Source organism: Halomonas sp. PR-M31, from assembly GCF_001039575.1.
Classification (GTDB): Bacteria; Pseudomonadota; Gammaproteobacteria; order Pseudomonadales; family Halomonadaceae; genus Modicisalibacter.
The window spans coordinates 26,015-43,625 of sequence record NZ_JIBT01000043.1 but is presented as its reverse complement, the minus strand read 5'-3'; the positions used below and the strand labels follow the sequence as shown (position 1 = coordinate 43,625).

The following is a 17,611-nucleotide window of genomic DNA, read 5'->3' as shown; positions in this document are numbered from 1 at the left end:
TTTACCGCTGTTCTTTTGCGTGGTGGCCATGGCCGACGATAGTAGCGACGACGATAAAACCGAAGAGCCGACGCCGCGACGCCTGGAAAAGGCGCGGGAAGAAGGCCAGGTCGCCCGTTCCCGAGAGCTTTCTACCTTTATGATGCTGATGGCCGGGGTGGCGGGGCTGTGGACCACGGGCACGCTGCTCTACGACCAGCTCGGCACGGTGATGGAGCAATCGTTCCTGTTCGATCGCAGTATTGCGTTCGACAGCACCCGAATGCTGGCAAGCCTCTGGACCCTGGGCACGAATACGCTAATCGCCTTGGCGCCGCTTTTTATTCTGCTGACCGTGGTGGCCCTGGTAGCCCCGGCGCTGCTCGGCGGCTGGTTGATTTCCGCCAAATCCCTAAAGCCCCAGGCCTCCAAGCTCAATCCGCTTAAAGGGTTGAAGCGCATGTTCTCGAGCCAGGCCTTGGCGGAACTGGCCAAGGCAATTTCCAAATCGGTCCTTACCGGCAGCGTAGCGGTGGCGTTTTTATGGGCCAAGCGAGGCGAACTTCTGGCCCTGATGGATCAACCGTTGCAGATCGCCCTGTTTCACGCCTTGAAGCTTGCGGCGCTGTGCTGCGGCCTGATCGTACTGTCGTTGGTGGTGGTGATTCTCATCGACGTGCCCTATCAGCTCTGGAGCCACAACAAGCAGCTGCGCATGACCAAGGACGAGATCAAGCAGGAGCACAAGGAATCCGAGGGCGATCCTCAGGTCAAGGGTCGCATTCGTCAGCAGCAGCAGGCCATGGCCCGGGGTCGCATGATGAGCAAGGTGCCGGAGGCGGACGTCATCGTCACCAACCCGACCCACTATGCGGTGGCCCTGCGCTATAGCGATGACATGGGCGCCCCTAGAGTAGTGGCCAAGGGCGCCGATGCGGTTGCCGCCCGCATTCGTGAACTCGGCGAGGAGCACGCCATTCCCCGACTCGAGGCGCCGCCACTTGCCCGGGCGCTGTATCGCCATGTGGATCTGGATCACGAAATACCCGCCGCTCTTTATACCGCCGTGGCCGAAGTGCTGGCCTGGGCGTTTCGACTCAAGCAGGTACGCCGGGAAGGGGGCGAGATGCCCGACAAACCCAGCGATCTGCCAGTACCCGCCGAGCTGGACGATACCAACCGGCCTGCTTCATCTTCCGAGGATTCACGATGAACCTGTTTGCTAGCTTGGGCCGACAGAACTTTCTGGGCGATGCCCGCATGAAGATTCTGGCGGGGCCGATTCTGATCCTCATGATTTTGTCCATGATGATCTTGCCATTGCCGCCGTTTGTACTGGATCTGTTCTTCACCTTCAACATCGCGCTGGGCATCATGGTGCTGCTGGTGAGCATGTTTACCCAGAAGCCCCTGGACTTCGCCGCGTTTCCCGCGGTGCTGCTGTTTACCACACTGTTGAGACTCTCGCTCAACGTTGCCTCGACTCGAGTGGTGCTGATGGACGGCAACGAAGGCGGCGACGCGGCTGGCAAGGTCATCCAGGCCTTCGGTGAATTCCTGATCGGCGGCAATTTTGCCGTGGGGCTGGTGGTGTTCTTGATTCTGGTCATCATCAACTTCATGGTCATCACCAAGGGCGCCGGGCGTATTGCCGAGGTGGGGGCGCGCTTCATGCTGGACTCCATGCCGGGCAAGCAGATGGCCATCGATGCGGATTTGAACGCGGGTCTGATCGGGGAAGAGGACGCCAAGAAGCGCCGCGCCGAGATCTCCCAGGAGTCCGATTTCTACGGTTCCATGGACGGTGCCAGCAAGTTCGTGCGTGGCGACGCCGTGGCTGGTCTGATCATCATGGTGGTCAATCTCATCGGAGGCTTGCTGATCGGGGTGATGCAGCACGACATGAGCTTCGCCAGCGCCGCTCGCACCTATACCTTGCTGACCATCGGTGACGGTCTCGTCGCCCAGATTCCTGCCCTGGTCATCTCCACCGCCGCCGGTGTCACCGTGTCCCGGGTCAATACCGACCAGGACGTGGGGCAGCAGATGATGGGGCAGCTGTTCACCAATCCCCGGGTCTTGATTCTGGCGGCCTGCGTCATGGGTCTGCTGGGTCTGGTGCCGGGCATGCCCAATCTGGTGTTCCTGCTTTTCAGCGTCATGCTGGGTAGCCTGGCCTGGTGGCTGATGCGTCGCAATCAGGACAAGCTCGCCGAAGAGACTATCAACGCCGCGGCACCCCCGCCTTCCCAGGAAGCCCCGGAGGCGAGCTGGGACGACGTTCAGCTGGTGGATACCCTGGGGCTCGAAGTAGGGCATCGGTTGATCCCCCTGGTAGACCATCGCCAGGACGGCGAACTGCTCGGACGCATCAAGAGCGTGCGCAAGAAGTTTGCCCAGGAGGTCGGGTTCCTGCCGCCGGTGGTGCACATTCGCGACAACCTGGAGCTGGGCCCCAACACCTATGTAATCACCTTGAAGGGGGTCGAGACCGGCCGCGGCGAAGCCTATCCCGGCAAGTGGCTGGCCATCGATCCGGGCCAGGTGTCCGGGCGTCTCGAGGGCACCACCACCACGGACCCGGCCTTCGGACTGCCGGCGGTATGGATCGACGCCTCCCAGCGCGAACATGCTCAGGTGTATGGCTACACCGTGGTGGACGCGGGCACCGTGGTCGCCACTCACCTCAATCATCTCCTGCATCACCACGCCGGTGAAATGCTGGGGCGCCAGGAAGTGCAGCAGCTGCTCGACAAGATGGGCGACGAGAACAAGGCCCTGGTCGAGGATGTGGTGCCCAAGCTGATTTCCCTGACCACCCTTCAGCGACTGTTGCATAACCTGCTGGAAGAGGATGTTTCGATTCGCGATCTGCGCACCATTCTGGATACCCTGGCGGAGCACGCCACGCCCCAGAGCGATGCCCATGAACTCACCGCCGTGGTGCGGGTGGCCCTGGGTCGAGCCATTACCCAACACTGCTTCCCGGGACAGAGCGAGCTGCACGTCATCGGCCTCGATGCCAATCTGGAGCAGGTGTTGAGCCAGGCCATGAACGGCGGCGGGGCGCTCGAACCGGGCCTTGCAGATACCCTGATGCGGGAAGCCGAAGCCGGTGTGGCCCGCCAGGAAGCCAGCGGCGAACCACTGGTGCTGGTGGTTCAGCACGGTCTGCGAGCCCTGCTTTCGCGATTCCTGCGCCGCCGCCTGACGCATTTGTCGGTGCTGTCCCAGGCCGAGATTCCCGATGATAGAACTCTTCGTGTCACGACCCTGATTGGAGGTCATTGATGAGCGTCAAACGATTCGTTGGGGCCACTAGCCGCGACGCCATGCGCCAGCTGCGCGCCGCCCTGGGCGACGATGCCCTGATTCTCTCGAACCGCAATGTGGCGGAGGGGGTGGAGATTCTGGCCATGGCGGAAGACGCCCACGGTCAAATGGTGGGTTCACCAGCTGCGACCCAGTCGCCGCCTGCTTCCCCAAAGCCGGTACAAGCCGCCGCGCCGATCAGACAGCCGACGAGAACGAATGCTTCCGCACCGTCCCAGGTGACAGAGCGCGTTCAGATGCCCGCAGCGCCTCAACCGGATTTCGCCGCTTTCAGCGAACGAGTACTGGGGGAGATGCAGGATCTGCGTACCCTTTTGACCGGCCAGGCCCAGCGTGCGGCGGACCCGTCACGAAGGGGAGAGGAAAGCACCCTGGAGCGCTTGCAGCGCCGTCTTCTGGGGGCCGGATTCGGTGTGCACCTGGTGGAAGAGCTGCTCGAGACGCCGCCGGCGGAGCTGGTGCACGCCTCGGACGAGCCGGCGCTGGCCTGGGCCAAACGTCAGCTCACGTCAAGGTTACCGATTCTCGATGACGAAGCAGCATTGCTGGATCAAGGCGGTGTGTTTGCCCTGATCGGCCCGACCGGTATCGGCAAAACCACTACCACCGCCAAGCTCGCCGCTCGCTACGTGATGCGCCACGGCGCTGCGGGCGTGGCCCTGGTGACCACGGACAGCTATCGAATTGGCGCCCACGAGCAGCTGCGCATCTATGCTCGACTGCTGGGAGTGGACGTGCATGCCCTGGAAGCGGATGCGCCCTTGGGGGATCTGCTGACAAGACTCGCTCACAAGCGCCTGGTCATCATCGACACTGTGGGCATGAGTCAGCGGGATCAGCGTCTGGCGGGACAGATTGCGATGCTCGGCGATTCAACAGGGCAGGCATCCGGGCAGGCGGCTCGTCCGATCCGGCGTTTGCTGCTGCTCAATGCCGCCAGCCACGGTGACACCCTTGAAGAAGTGGTCGAGACCTACCAGCGTGCCTCCAAGGCGGCGGGCGCGCCCCTGTTCGGAGCGATTCTGACCAAGGTGGATGAAGCGCCGCGTCTGGGGGCGGTGCTGGATATCGCCATTCGCCACGGCCTGCGACTGCACTATGTCTCCCACGGGCAGCAGGTACCGGAGGACTTGAGCCTGGCAGACAGGAATACATTGCTGGATCAGGCCTTGAGCGTGAAAGGAGACTCCTCCTTTGCCGCGGAGGTGCCGCAAGCTTCCGGTGCTTTTTCCCAGCGTAAGCAGACTCAATCCCGCAAACAGCTGACCCGAGGGCTGCTGGGCCAGGGCAGGGCATTGGTCTCGACGTTGAATACGCTGAGAAACGAGGTAGCTGGCTTCGCGCTGCTCGAACGCGCCTGGCCGCTGCTTGGGTATTCCCTGGAGCAGCAGCAGGCCCATCTTGAGGGACTACTCGACGTTGCACAAAGACAGCGCCATCTCGAGAGCGCCGAGCCGGCTCATGCCATGCTGTGGGCCCAGGCCAAATCCGTCAGCGGGGTGGACTGGACGATGCCGGCGCTGTCTCTGAACGCGGCAGGCCAGAGTCAGGCACTGCCCTGGTTGATACATCGCTTGCCTGTCGGGGAAGAAGGGCGCCTGGACTGGGCCAGGGAGCAGCTGGATATTCGCTGGCAGCTGTTGCCGCGCTGCCCCGGAGCCGCGACACGCCAATGCATGGCGCGCAGCGGCTCGCTGTGGCTGGCCACGGCCCAGGCCGGTTCCCAGGTCATCGTTGAAGGCAGGCGTCAGCGCCTGAAGGAGCTTGCGAACCTGGCGACTACCTGGACCGAGCTGAGCTGTCGCTATCGTGGGCGCGATGCCCATCTGAAGCTGTCTCGTTTGACGGTCTCTCTGGCGGATGGTGCGCCCCTGACGGCATGGTTCGGTCTCTTGAGCGATCCAGAGAACAAGCGCCAATTGGCCCAGCGCTACTGGCTGGCGCCGCGAGATGCAGTGGTGGGAAGAGGATCACCGGATCATGGCTCTTTACAGGCGCCGGATCACGCCTTTGCCGAGGCGCTGGTGGCACAGCTGGTACACGACGATCTGCCGCAACTTACCCGTCGCGCCTGGCAGCGTCTTGCGGATGCCGGCGAGAAGATTGATCCGGAGCTGCGTTTGCTGATAGCAGCGGGGATTGCGGCAACGGTGAGCCGACTCGATCAGGAGCGAAGCGACTGGGCGATGGATGTCAGGGCGCAGTTGATGGGGTTACTCGGAAAGCAGCGTGGACGTTCGACTCAGGTATTGATGGATGCACTGCTGCATCTGCTGACCGCGCGAGACGTGTTTCTCATGCTGGGCGGTGCGGGGCTGATCGATGAGGTGGCGGCGTGAGCCAGGTCGATCAGGCCGCGGGGCTAAGGCGCTGGGCGCAGTCCCAGACGCCTGCTGCATCAGCTGCGGTTGAATCGTCATCCGTCGTTGAGCCAACGACGGAAATTGAGTCATTGGTCGATTCGGTCAGCCAGTTCGATTCGAGTCAGGCTGACACGAACCACACCACAAAAGTACTGGTCACCCTGGGGCTTCCACGGGGTGCGGATGCAGACGTGTCACCGGTAATGGATGCCTTGACGCGCTGGCATGCTCAGGGCCAGCGCTGGGTGGAAGATCCCGAGAGCTGGCGCATTCTGCCGCTGTCCATGAGCAGCCCGCATTTCTCGGCGCTGGTAACCCAGCAGTCCCGCTGGGCGCTGTGGGTGGGGGACGACCTGGATGGCTTTCGCCGCGCCTACGCCATGCTCAAGCGCCTGGCACAACAAGGCGGGCCCCGGCGTTTGCTGCTGGTGCACTCTCCCTTGCCTTCCCGGGCGGGGCTACTCAACAATCTTCAGCAGGTAGCGGCACAGTTTCTGGACATGCAACTGCTGGTGATCACGCCACCGCGAATCCGCAAAGACTAGTACGCAGATTTCGCTGCTCGTTATCTTTAGTGTGCAATAGCACAAGGGGCTCGATGCGCCTATCGCTCGCTGAAGCGAGCTCCTACAGGTAGTTGATACCACGGGGTTTGTAGGAGACCGATTTATCGGGCGATGGCTGGAGCGAATCCACATGAAATGTCAAAGCGCCTTTTTATATCTACTGTTGATAGCACCGTTGATGGTGCTGTCGATATTGACGCCGGACGCTCAGGCAGCGTCTGGCAGCTGGGTCGGCAGCGCGTCGAGCGTACGTCTATTCACCCCAGGGCGTTTGGTGCAGTCCGCGCCCATTGCACCGTCTTCTTCGCTATCTCCCGACGCTCGTATTCACAGCATCAGCTGGCGCTTTGCGCCACCCCCGGGTCAGCCTTCCCTCGAGGCCTGGCTGTGCCAAGGCGAGCGCTGCTTTTCATTGCCCACCGCCCGAGGTACCAGCCAGGCCCTGGCCGGATCGAACCCCAACCAGCCACTGTTTTTCGTTTTTCGACTTCCCCAGGATGCTCGCGCACCCAAACCGGTTCTGGTTCAGGGCCTTCAAGTCATCGTGAATTACCGATCGATATCGCCCGGTTTTCCTAAAGGTTGAATAGCTATCGGCTTACAAGGGTATTTGTCGCTTGGTAGCGACGCAAACGACGTAATACTACTCCCATGGACAGCACCCCAATGAAGTCATGGTGCTGTCGTCCTTCGACAGCACGAGGCATGTGGGATGTATACGGCACAAGGCAAAATCGATCAGCGCGCAATACTCGATCAGTACTTACCTATCGTGCGACGTCAGGCGCTGTCGTTGCAGGTAAAGCTTCCGGCCAGCGTCGAACTCGACGATCTCATTCAGGCGGGTATGGTGGGGCTGCTGGACTGTCTGAATCGCTATGATTCGGGTCAGGGTGCCAGTTTTACCACCTATGCCAGCCAGCGTATCCGTGGCGCGATGATCGACGAGTTGCGTAGTCGCGACTGGGTGCCGCGCAGCGTCCGGCGCAACGCCCGGGAGGTGGATGAAACTTTGCGCCGCCTGGAGCAGGAGCTGGGCCGGCCGGCAGAGGAACGGGAGATCGCCGAGGCGATGTCGCTGAGCATGGAAGAGTATCGCCAGCGTCTGGCGGACACCAACAACGGCCAGCTACTGGGTTATGACGATGTGTTTGCTGAAGGCGACGAGCCGGATGCCGGCATCAGCGGGCCCAAGTCACCTTTCGATGCGCTGGTCAGCGGCGAACAGCGCGAGCGCCTGGTCGGGGCGATCGACCAGCTTCCAGAGCGGGAAAAACTGCTGCTGGGGCTTTACTATCAGGAAGAGCTCAACTTGAAAGAGATCGGCGCAGTGCTGGGGGTCAGTGAATCTCGGGTCTGTCAGTTGCATAGTCAGGCGGTAGCACGGTTGCGCGTCAAGCTGGCAGACGCTTGAGAAATAAATATCTGCACGAACGAATCACTTCGTTGCGCGGTGCTCGGAATCCTCACATATACCCATATGCTCCGGTTCCTGTGCTCCGTGCGCCTTGTGCTTCATTTCGTTCGGTAATTTATTTGGCTCTTTTAAAGGGCAGTTGCCGCAGTAGCCAAGTTCGGGAACAAGATAGCGGATGCAGCATAGGCGACGCACCCGCCGGGTGCTGCCGTCTGACTGTTTTTGATAGCGCACCGGTCGATACAAGGGGTTGCGTCGCCCATCCGCCAATCGGCGCTGGGTGAGAAAGTGCTGAAGATCGTCAGTCATGCCGGGCAGAGCATCGGGATGATGAGCAAGCTGACCCAGGCACTGCTCGAAGACATTGCCGGCATTGCTCCAGAACACTCGGGGCGAGGCACCTGAAAACCCGGCAAGGGCTTCGATCAGCGGCGCTAGATTGTCATCCAGCAGGTTGAGCGTCAGGCTTTCATCTTCCGTGTGTAGCCCAGCGCCGCCGCGTTGAAAACATAGGCGCTCGACCCGACCATCCGATGCCAGTAGCAGATGAAGCCGATCCAGGGCCACCGGCAGGGAGCGCCAAAGCAGCGCTCTCGCCAGGAGTTCCGGTACCAGCAGCGCCAGGAAATACCACTTCGACCATTGGGATGCGACGCCACGTGGCTCAAACACCGCGTAGCGCTCCCCGAAGCGAATCAACACCTCTTCAAGTCTATCGGGCACCAGAAAGTCCGCCGCCGGCAAGGCCTCCGGCGGCGGACGTTCTGCAATCATGGGTGGCTCCGCTGCCTCGAAGGGCCCGCGATAGAGGGCGGCAAGTCGTTTGGCAGCGGGGCGCTGTGTATCCTTGTGCATGTAGCTCTTTTAATAGAACAAAGCTTTTCGACGATGGGTGTGGAATTTGCCCCGTCGCCGAGACACGATGGGGCTATATACTACAGGTGGCAGGACATGGGCGGCACGCAGATTCCAACGCTCGGCATGGAGCTCGATGCACCTATCGCTCGCTAAAGCGATCTCCTACAGGCAATTGATATCACGGGGTTTTGTAGGAGACCGATTTATCGGGCGATGGATCAGACCGAATTCGCATGAAACGTCGAAGAGCCTTAATAGTCCATGGACCAGCTCAGGCTATAGGCCCGCCCCCGGCCCTGATAGTCGAACAAATAAGCCGGACCGAAGTTCGGCGAGTAGAAGAGCTCCGCGCGTTGCCCCCATACCGTGGAATAGCTCTTGTCCAGCAGGTTCTCGACCCCGACGCTGAATTTGCCAAAGCGGGTGTTCTGCCCCAGCAACAGATCCAGGGTGGTATAGCCGTCGATTTCCTGATCCTGATCGTCGTCCAGATCGAACACATGATTGGCCTGCAACCGTGCGGAGCGCTCAAAATCTGACCAGCCCACAAACGCGGTGGCGGTAGACGTTGAAGCGTAGCGCACGTCCCGCTTGTCCCAGCTGCCATCGATCTTCTGCTCCGAGCGCACCGCGTGCAGGGTGCCGCCGGCTTCGAAACCGTGATCGAAGTAGCGGGTCGCGGCGCCTTCAAAACCGTAGTCGCGCTTCTTGTCATCCACCACGGACACGCTCAAGTCATCGTTGTTTTCCACTGCCTTGTCCGACCAGGCGTAATAGAGAGCTGCCTGGGCGGACCAGTTGGCCCCGGCGTAGCGCCAGCCCAGCTCCACCTGATCGGTCTTCACCGCGTCCAGAGGGTTGGCGTCGACGCTGATCTCCGGGCTCTTGCCGTAGTACTTGGCCGGGTCCGGCAGCTCGAAGCCCTGGCTGTAGCGCAGCCAGGTCTGATGCTCACCGAAGTCATATAGCACGCTGACGTTGTAGAGGGTCTCGTCGTAGTCGTTGTCGCCACCGGGCACCAACACCCCCTGACGTACACCCGTCGCCCGGTCATAGTCGCGCTTGGTGAAATCGTCCACGTCCACGTCCGTGTGCTGCTGGCGTACACCTGCTGAAAGCTTCAAGCGTTCTGTCAGCTGCCAGTCGCCCTGGGCAAAGCCTGCCAGGGTGTCCACGTCGTAGCTCGGATAGCGATCCTCAGTGCGGGATTCATCCTGTACCAGACCGCCGGTGGCGTCCGTAGTGGCCACATCGAAGAACATTTGATCCGCATCGAAAGACTCGCGGCTGTAGTCCAGCCCGTAGGTCAGGCCGATGCTGTCGGTCAAATCCGCGTCGAACAGCGCCTTGACGCCGCCGAGATCCGTATTCTGCTTGGAGGTGGCGAATTCCGTGGCAAAACGGCGCTCGCTGGGTAGAGGGCGAGGGTAGGGGAAGGCGTTGAAGCTGGCTTCTTCCTCTCTGTAATAGGCCTGCAGGTAGAAGTTTTGATTGAGCAGATTGCTGTGGTGATACTGGGCGTCGACCAGCTTGCGATCCGTGGCCGGATCACGATCCGACTCATAGCCGTCGCGAATCTCCGCGCCTTCCAGGTTGCCGGCGGGCACCGCGTCCACGTTCGGGAAGTAAAGCCCGCGATCGCCTTCGTAGCCGGAGCGATAGATTTGACCGGTGAGCTGCAGCGTCTGCTCCTCGGTCAAGTTGATGTTCAGATTGCCCAGCACATCGATGCTGCGATTGTCCTGCAGATCGGTCTGGGTGATGTCGGGAAAGATTTCGTCGCCGTCACCGTCGTAGGCGCGACCATGATCCTCGAAAGCGGTGCCAAGATAGCCTTGAACGCGCTCGCTGCCGCCGCTGACGGACTGGGCGATGCGCTTGTCGAAGTCGTCGCTGTCCTGGAAGCCGGATTTGACCCGGGCCTGGGTGCGCCAGTTGGGCCTGTCCGACGGCTCCCCCTTGCGGGTGATGATGTTGATGATACCGCCGGTGGCGCCGCCGCCATAGAGACTGCTGGCGCCGGAGAGCACCTCGACCCGCTCGATGTTGAACGGGTCGATGGCATCGAACTGTCGGGACAGCCCGCGGGAGCTATTGAGAGAGACGCCATCGATGAGCACCTGGGCGCTGCGCCCGCGCAGATTCTGGCCGAAGTTGGTACGCCCCTGGGGGGCCAGATCCAGCCCCGGCACCAGCCGACCAAGGGCAGTCTTGAGATCCGCGCCGGTATCCAGCTGATCGCCGAGCTGTTCATTGTCGATGACCCACACGGCGCCGGGAATCTGGCTGATCTGACTCGGCGTGCGCGACCCGACGACGACCATGGTGTCTTGAGTGTCTTGAGCGTGCAGACTCAGCGAGGCTGAACTGGCCACCATGGCCAAACCGACGGTCATGCGGGTTTTCATTCTGTTGTTCCTTGAAGGGCGACATGAAAGCGAAGAGCAATGACGAAAGATGTTAGCATTGATAAACAAGTTATCAACGATAATTATTCGTATCTTTGATATGAAAAAATAGTCCTCCCATGGATTGGATATCCCCTGTCGCTTTCGCCAAGTTTCTCACAGCCGGCGCAGCCCCCACATGAAGTAGGCACCCCCCAGCAGCGAGGCAACCAGCCCCGCAGGCACTTCCGAGGGGAACAGCAGCTGCCGGCCCAGCCAGTCCGCCACGACCATCAGCAGAGCGCCAATCAGCGCCGCGCTCAGTATATGTTCCCGGGCTCGGGAGAATCCGGCAAAACGGGCCATGTGAGGCGCCAGCAGGCCAACGAAGCTCAAGGGGCCGACAATGAGAGTGGCGCTGGCGGTAAGCAGGGCTACCAAGGCCAAAAGCGCCAGCCGCGAACGCAGCACCGCCACACCCAAAGCGCTTGCGGTGGTGGCGCCCAAGGGCAGCAGATCGAGCCAGCGGGCAAAAGGGCGTGCCGCCAGGGCTAGAACGATGGCAAGGGCTGACAGGATCAACGCCGTGGGCAGATCCACGTAGTAGGTGGAGCCGGAAAACCAGGCGATGATCTGCTGGCCGCGAGGATCGCCCCCGGCGAGAATGAAGCTTCGTAGGGCGTCGAACAAAGAGGTGATGGCCACGCCGCTCAACAGCAGCCGTTCCGGCAGGAAACCGCTGCGCTTGTTGAGGGCCACCAGCACCGCAAGGGTCACCAACGCCCCTAGAGTGCCGAGACCGATCAGGGTCAGCTGGCTGGCGCCGGGCAGCAGTAACAGTGTCAGGATCAACGCAATGGCGGTACCGCTGCTGATGCCTAGCACTTCCGGGCTCGCCATGGGGTTGCCGGTCATGCGCTGAATCAGGGTGCCGGCCACCGCCAGCATGATGCCCGCGCCCCCGGCGGCCAGCATGCGCGGCAGCCGCCACTGGATCATCGAGTCCTGAATGAATGGCAGTTGCCATTGCCAGCCCTCGGCGCTTTGACCCACACACAAGGCAACGACCATGGCGGTGACCAGCGCCAGGCCCAGGCCTGCGAGCCAGGAGCCGATCGCAGCTCGACGTTTCCCTATGGTGATGCCCTGAGGCTGAGGCTGACCGGTTTTCAAACGCAGACGCGGAATCAGCCATAGCAGTAGCGGTGCCCCCAGGGCGGCGGTGGTGGCTCCAGTGGGGATCAGGGTCGGCAAGGCGCCGGAGAAGCGCTGCAGCAGCAGATCCGTGGCAGCTAACAACAAGGCGCCGAAAAGCGTCGACCAGATCAAGCGTGAAAGCAGTTGCCTGGCCCCCAGCAGGCGTACGATGGCCGGCGCCGCCAGACCGATAAAGCCGATCACCCCTACCACGCTGACCACGCAGCCGGTGATGAACACCGCCAGCGCCAGACTCGCCAGGCGTAGATACTTGAGAGACACCCCCAGGCTACGAGCGTTGGCATCGTCGAGTTCCAGGATCGCCAGAGGCTTGAGCAGCAGCAGGGCAAGGCCGACGCCGAGTGCAAGCCTCGGCCACAGGAACATGACTCCGTCCCAGTTGTTCTGGGCCAGGGAGCCTGCCCCCCAAATCATCAGGCCCTTGAGTTCTTCCTGGTGAAACAGCAGCAGCACCGTGCCAAGGGCGCCGAAGTAGAGATTGACCACCAGCCCGGCAAGCACCACCACCATGGGTGTCAGACCGCGCCGCCAGGCAAGCAGAAACACGAGCCCCATGGCCAGACCGCCGCCGGCAAGGGCCACCCATTCGCGGCCAAAGGCCAGCAAGCCTGGGGCCATCAAGGTAACTGCAAGCAGTGCCAGATTGGCGCCGCTGGCAACGCCTAGCGTAGTAGGTGCGGCAAGGGGATTGCGCAGCACCTGCTGCATCAGTACGCCGGCCAGGGCCAGCCCGCCGCCACTTAGCAGTGAAATGCTCAGGCGCGGCCACCAGCTGTAGTGGGCCACTATCTGGGCAATATCGTCTTGTGCCGGGGCGAACAAAGCCCCTGCGGCGGTTGAAAGATCAAGATGGGTATTCAGTACCCACCAGGCCAGTAGCAGGGTCAGCAGGCTCATCAAGACGCAGGCCCAGGCCGGTGTCAGCCAGGGTCTGGTGGAGCGAGAGGCGATATCAGACATCCTCGGCGCGCTCCTTTGGAGTCAACGCCTTTACCAGCAGGTGGGTGAAGCGCTGGGCGGAGGGCAGGGCGCCAAAGCTCCAGACCGGCGGCAGAGTGCTCACCTGATGTCGACGTACGGCATCGAGATTCTGCCAAAGACCGCTTTCGGCGAGCTGTTCCTCGACGCCTGTCGGCAGTGGTTCCACGACGACCAGGTGTGCCTTCAGTTCCGCCAGATCTTCCAGGCCGACTAGAGAGAACCCATAGGTATTGGTCTTTTCCTGCCAGGCATTATCGAGTCCCAGCCGGGAGAGTACGCCCTGAAAAAGGCTGCGCTCACCGAAGACGCGCACATGGCGTTCATCCATGAACTGCACGACCAATAACGCTGGCGAATTCTCGGGCAGGCGCTTTTTTGCCTGGGCCAGTTGCGTCTCGGTGCTGGCGATGAGCCTCTCGGCGGCCTCGGGCCGACCGGTCAGCCTGCCCAGTTTGCGGGTAGCCGCGAGCATACTCGCCCAAGGATCGTTGCTGGTGGCGTAGATGCCCAGAGTCGTGACCGGGGCGATACGGGAAAGTCGTGGCTCGAGAGAGGCAAACAGCGGCGTGATCAGGATGTCAGAAGGATCGAGATCCGCCAGCAGCTCCAGGTTGGGCTGGGCACGCAGGCCAAGATCGACGACGCTTGCAGGCATCTCCGGGCTGCCAACCCAGTCGCGGTAGGCATCGAGCTGGGCCACTCCCTGGGGCACCACCCCCAGAGCCAACATGGTTTCCGCCACGGTCCAGTCCAGGGTCACGATGGACGACTCCGCGGCCCGGGCCGGCAGCGTGCTGGCCAGCAAGAGCAGCAGCGCCGCAAGCACGCCCCTGATTCGCGCCCTGAAGGTGGCCTGCGCCACGAAAGAAGCAGAGAGGGTAGAGCTGGCAGCCATCAGTGAATCACGGCGATGGGATGCTCGCCTCCCGGATGGGGCATCACCTGCATGGGAATGCCGTAGATGGCTTCCAGGGTGGATGCACGCATCAGCTCTGACGGCGCGCCCTGGGCCAGTACCCGGCCGCTGTGCAGGGCAATAAGCTGATCGCAGTAGCGCGCCGCCATGTTGACGTCATGCAACACGATGATCACCCCTAGACCGAGTTCCCGACAAAGCGTGCGTATCAGCGCCAGAACCTCGACCTGGTGCGCGATATCCAAGGCGGACAAAGGCTCGTCGAGCAGCAGAAAACGGCTGCCCTGAGCGATCAGCATGGCAAGCCAGACCCGCTGGCGCTCGCCGCCGGAAAGGGTATCGACCTGGCGCTCGATAAAATCCTGGGTATGGGTCAAGGCAATGGCTCGCTTCACCTGAGCGCGATCCTTCTCGCCAAAACGGCCCAGCAGGCCGTGCCAGGGGTAGCGGCCGAAGCCGATCAGCTCCCGGGCGGTGAGACTGTCGGCCCCGGGCAGGTGCTGTGCCAGATAGGCCACCTGCCGGGCAAATTCCCGGCTGCCCCAGTTCGACAGAGGGCGATCATGAAGACGTATCTCCCCCTGGCTTGCGGATTGCTGACGGGCAAGCAGCTTGAGAAGCGTCGACTTGCCGGACCCGTTGTGGCCGATCAGGCCGTAGATCTGCCCCTCGGTGAAGGTGAGATCGAGCGGTTGCAATAGCTGTTTATCGCCAACCGAGAAGCTGGCGGCATCGACTTCGAACATGGAATTCTCGGTGACCCTGCAGCATCGGTGAAGAGGATCGTGTCGCTCCAGAAGGCGTCAAGCATGACGCAGTGCTGCTAGGCAGTGCTGGCCTGGGTGAGCGACACGCCGGCAAAGGATAAACTAAGCACGAATCGTTATCAAAGATAATCGCGGCGCCAAGAGCCTGAGCTAGATCGCCTGGGCCCAGCGCTGCTCATTCACGGACTGCCAGGCGATAGGGCCATCATCTTCTTCGAGATCGAACACCTGATGCCCCGCCACATGATTGAGAATCCTGGCGGAGCGCCATGCCATCAGGGATAGCTGAGGTTCTGCGATACCGTGGCTATGACGACCGGCATTGACCGCGTAAAGCCGATGCTGAGCCGGACCTTCCCAGGCCAGATCGAAATTGGCGCCCAGCACCAGTTCGCCGTGCTCATCCCGATGCAGTCGCTCGGCTAGCGGCGCCAGGCAGTCCGGCAGCCGGGATTGAAAGCCCGTGGCAAAGACGACGATATCCGCCGAAAAGATTTCGTGATCTCCGCAAAGACCGTGCTCCGTGGTCAAGGCAAATGCCTGTCCTCGGCGCTGCAGATCGATGGCGGTACGATGAGGAAGCAGGCGCGCCCAACGGGGCTCACCCAGCACATCGAAGCGATGATAAAGCTCCTGGTAGAGGGTCTGCAGCGTCGCCGGGGTAATACCGTCGCTGACGAGCTTTTGGGCGGCTACTTCTCGTTTGCGCACCGCCAGAGGCAGCTCGTGAAAGCCCTGGGTATAGTGCGGGGTGAAGTATTCATTGGTGAAGGCGGTTTCGTCCAGAGGCTGGAAATTGCGTCGTCGGGAGACCCAGAGCAGTTCTTCAGGCTTGCCCCAATAACCGCGCAGGGCGTTGAGAAAGATATCGGCACCGCTTTGACCGCCGCCGACTATCACTACCCGACGCCCGCTGAAATTTCGGGGTTCATCGGCGATATGAGCCCCATGCAGGCACTGTGGTCCTTGCTGCTTTTCGGCGAAATCCGGCCACCAGGGCGCCTTACCGGTGCCCAGGCAAAGATGACGCGCTCGGTAATGGCCACGGTTCGTATGCAACAAGAAGCCCTGAGGATCGATACCCACCTCGCGTACCGTCTCGCCCAACGTGACGCTGTCCAGACGACCGGCGACCCAACCCAGATAGTCGGAGAATTCTGCCCGGCTTACGGTGGCAAGCCCGGCGGTCATGAAACGATAAAAGCGCCGGTGGCGAACCAGATAATTAAGAAACGAATGAGGACTGTCCGGTGCCACGGCGGTCACCAGATCCTTGAGAAAACCGGTTTGCAGATGAGTGTCCGGCAGCATCAGGCCCGGATGCCAGACGATCCTGGAACGACGCTCGAAAAAGCGCGTGACGAGCCCAGGGACATGGCTGTCCGCAAGCGCCGCAATGCTCAAATTGAAGGGGCCGACGCCTAGGCCCGCAAGATCGAGTACGTTGTCATCAGGCATTGGGTCGCTCCTTCTGCAAATGATAATTTAAATGATAACTATTACTTATTATCGCTCTGAGACGATAGATCGTCGAGACGCAATGGGGTCGTCACGGAAATCAAATAACGTGCAAGCACCACCAGAGGCAAGACGATCAAGGCCGCCAGGAGGGCAAGCCCCAGCAGCCAGTCAGGATCTGCCAAACCCACTAGCAGAGTGGCCCCGGCGTAGCCCAGGGTATGGGCCATGCCAAGAAAGCCGGCGCTGGCGCCTTGTGCCTGATGCATTCCGGCACCGGCGGTGTAGCCCGGCACGATCAACGCCGCGCCGGCGCTTGCTATGCCCACGCCCAGCACGAACAGCGACATGCCGTCGGCACGAAACAGCAGGGCATAGCCGATGACCATGCCCAGTGCACCGAGGGTTAACAATCCTTGCCAGCCAAATCGGTGGGCGCGTATCACTCCAAGCTGAACCCCAAGTGCGGCTAGCGCGCTCAAGGACAACAAGAGCCCCATCATGTGGCTTGCCTCGGTAGCATCAATGACAAACGCGGCCTGTAGCTGCACCGGCAGACCGAGTTGCATCAGGGCTACGGACACGGATAGCAGTATCGCCATGATCAAGAACGGCACATTGATCAAGGGCGGCCAGGTGCGAGAAAGGCTCCTCGAGGCGTCAGTGGTCATTCTGGGCACGGGAACGCCGTACACCAGCAGTACTGCAGCGAGTCCGGCCACCAGCATGACGGCAAAAGGCGCATAGGCGGACAGGCTCAAACTGGCGGCGGCAATCAACGGGCCCAGCAGCCGACCAGCACTCAAACCGGCACTGACGATAGCCAGTGCGGCAACCCGCTGCCTGTCGTCTCTTTGATCGCGAGTGCCGAGGGCGACGGCCCACTGCTGACAGGCCGGTACCATGCCCGAGACCGTCAACCCATAGAGAATACGTGCCATAGCAATCAGGCTGATCAGCCAGCCCTGGGGCAGCCCTTGGGTAGTAGAGAGCCACAGAGCCAAACCGATCAGGGCAAAGCTTGTGATATAGCCTGCCAGTGCCTGCAGGACCACGATTCGGCTGCCGTGACGATCCGCGATCTGCCCCCAGAACGGGCTGCCAAACAAGAACATGATCGAGCCCAACAGAATCAGGCCTGCCCATTGGGACAGCGGCAGACCGAACGTCGCTACCAGCACCGGCAGCGCAACCAGCAAGCCGTTCTGACCCAGCCCGAGCAGCGCCGCACTGGCGCTGATGCGCCATAGGGCATGACGAGCAGGCGGAACAGTCGTGGGAGGGGCAAGGACAGCCCGAGACATGAACTCTGATCCTGTTTCTTTGATATTGCGAATTATTCGCATCCAAAGGGAGGGGATCAAGCCT

The 17,611-nt window shown here is 61.4% G+C and carries 13 protein-coding genes; 6 read left to right on the top strand and 7 right to left on the bottom strand.

All coding sequences use genetic code 11. The features are described 5' to 3' along the window. Positions 1-28 precede the first annotated feature (28 nt). From flhB to CH74_RS12525, 6 genes are all read left to right on the top strand, one after another. Positions 29-1,192: a flagellar biosynthesis protein FlhB gene (gene flhB / locus CH74_RS12550; RefSeq protein WP_048307892.1), complete on the top strand. Its 1,164-nt coding sequence runs from the start codon at positions 29-31 to the stop codon at positions 1,190-1,192. Next, the gene (gene flhA, locus CH74_RS12545) at positions 1,189-3,270 is read left to right on the top strand and encodes a flagellar biosynthesis protein FlhA (protein WP_048307891.1); all 2,082 of its coding nucleotides are present in this window, start codon (positions 1,189-1,191) and stop codon (positions 3,268-3,270) included. Before flhB ends, flhA begins: the two co-directional genes overlap by 4 nt. Beyond that, on the top strand, positions 3,270-5,651 hold the full coding sequence (flhF, locus tag CH74_RS12540; RefSeq protein ID WP_048307890.1) for a flagellar biosynthesis protein FlhF: 2,382 nt from the start codon (positions 3,270-3,272) through the stop codon (positions 5,649-5,651). The genes flhA and flhF overlap by 1 nt, the downstream gene beginning before the upstream one ends. Continuing rightward, complete coding sequence (locus CH74_RS12535) at positions 5,648-6,220, top strand: hypothetical protein (RefSeq protein ID WP_048307889.1); 573 nt, start codon at positions 5,648-5,650, stop codon at positions 6,218-6,220. The genes flhF and CH74_RS12535 overlap by 4 nt, the downstream gene beginning before the upstream one ends. Positions 6,221-6,371: 151 nt before the next feature. Next, positions 6,372-6,827 (top strand): flagellar protein FlhE, encoded by a 456-nt coding sequence (locus CH74_RS12530; protein WP_053070753.1) that lies wholly within the window; start codon positions 6,372-6,374, stop codon positions 6,825-6,827. Between the two features lie 126 nt (positions 6,828-6,953). After that, positions 6,954-7,655: an RNA polymerase sigma factor FliA gene (locus tag CH74_RS12525; protein WP_048307888.1), complete on the top strand. Its 702-nt coding sequence runs from the start codon at positions 6,954-6,956 to the stop codon at positions 7,653-7,655. 24 nt (positions 7,656-7,679) lie between these two features. On the opposite strand, the gene fhuF is transcribed toward CH74_RS12525, so the two are convergent. The 7 genes from fhuF to CH74_RS12490 form a co-directional block, all read right to left on the bottom strand. Next, positions 7,680-8,513 carry a siderophore-iron reductase FhuF gene (gene fhuF, locus CH74_RS12520; protein WP_053070752.1) on the bottom strand — a complete coding sequence of 278 codons (834 nt, stop codon included), beginning with the start codon at positions 8,511-8,513 and terminating at the stop codon, positions 7,680-7,682. A 254-nt stretch (positions 8,514-8,767) separates the two neighbouring features. Next, positions 8,768-10,924 (bottom strand): TonB-dependent receptor, encoded by a 2,157-nt coding sequence (locus CH74_RS12515; protein ID WP_048307887.1) that lies wholly within the window; start codon positions 10,922-10,924, stop codon positions 8,768-8,770. Positions 10,925-11,080: 156 nt separating this feature from the next. Next, on the bottom strand, positions 11,081-13,081 hold the full coding sequence (gene fhuB, locus CH74_RS12510; RefSeq protein ID WP_048307886.1) for a Fe(3+)-hydroxamate ABC transporter permease FhuB: 2,001 nt from the start codon (positions 13,079-13,081) through the stop codon (positions 11,081-11,083). Further along, on the bottom strand, positions 13,074-13,997 hold the full coding sequence (locus tag CH74_RS12505) for an ABC transporter substrate-binding protein (protein WP_082140419.1): 924 nt from the start codon (positions 13,995-13,997) through the stop codon (positions 13,074-13,076). Before CH74_RS12505 ends, fhuB begins: the two co-directional genes overlap by 8 nt. Continuing rightward, positions 13,997-14,764: an ATP-binding cassette domain-containing protein gene (locus CH74_RS12500; RefSeq protein WP_048307885.1), complete on the bottom strand. Its 768-nt coding sequence runs from the start codon at positions 14,762-14,764 to the stop codon at positions 13,997-13,999. Before CH74_RS12500 ends, CH74_RS12505 begins: the two co-directional genes overlap by 1 nt. Before the next feature lie 171 nt (positions 14,765-14,935). Beyond that, positions 14,936-16,243 (bottom strand): lysine N(6)-hydroxylase/L-ornithine N(5)-oxygenase family protein, encoded by a 1,308-nt coding sequence (locus CH74_RS12495; protein ID WP_048307884.1) that lies wholly within the window; start codon positions 16,241-16,243, stop codon positions 14,936-14,938. A 41-nt stretch (positions 16,244-16,284) separates the two neighbouring features. After that, positions 16,285-17,547: an MFS transporter gene (locus tag CH74_RS12490; RefSeq protein WP_053070751.1), complete on the bottom strand. Its 1,263-nt coding sequence runs from the start codon at positions 17,545-17,547 to the stop codon at positions 16,285-16,287. Positions 17,548-17,611 lie beyond the last annotated feature (64 nt).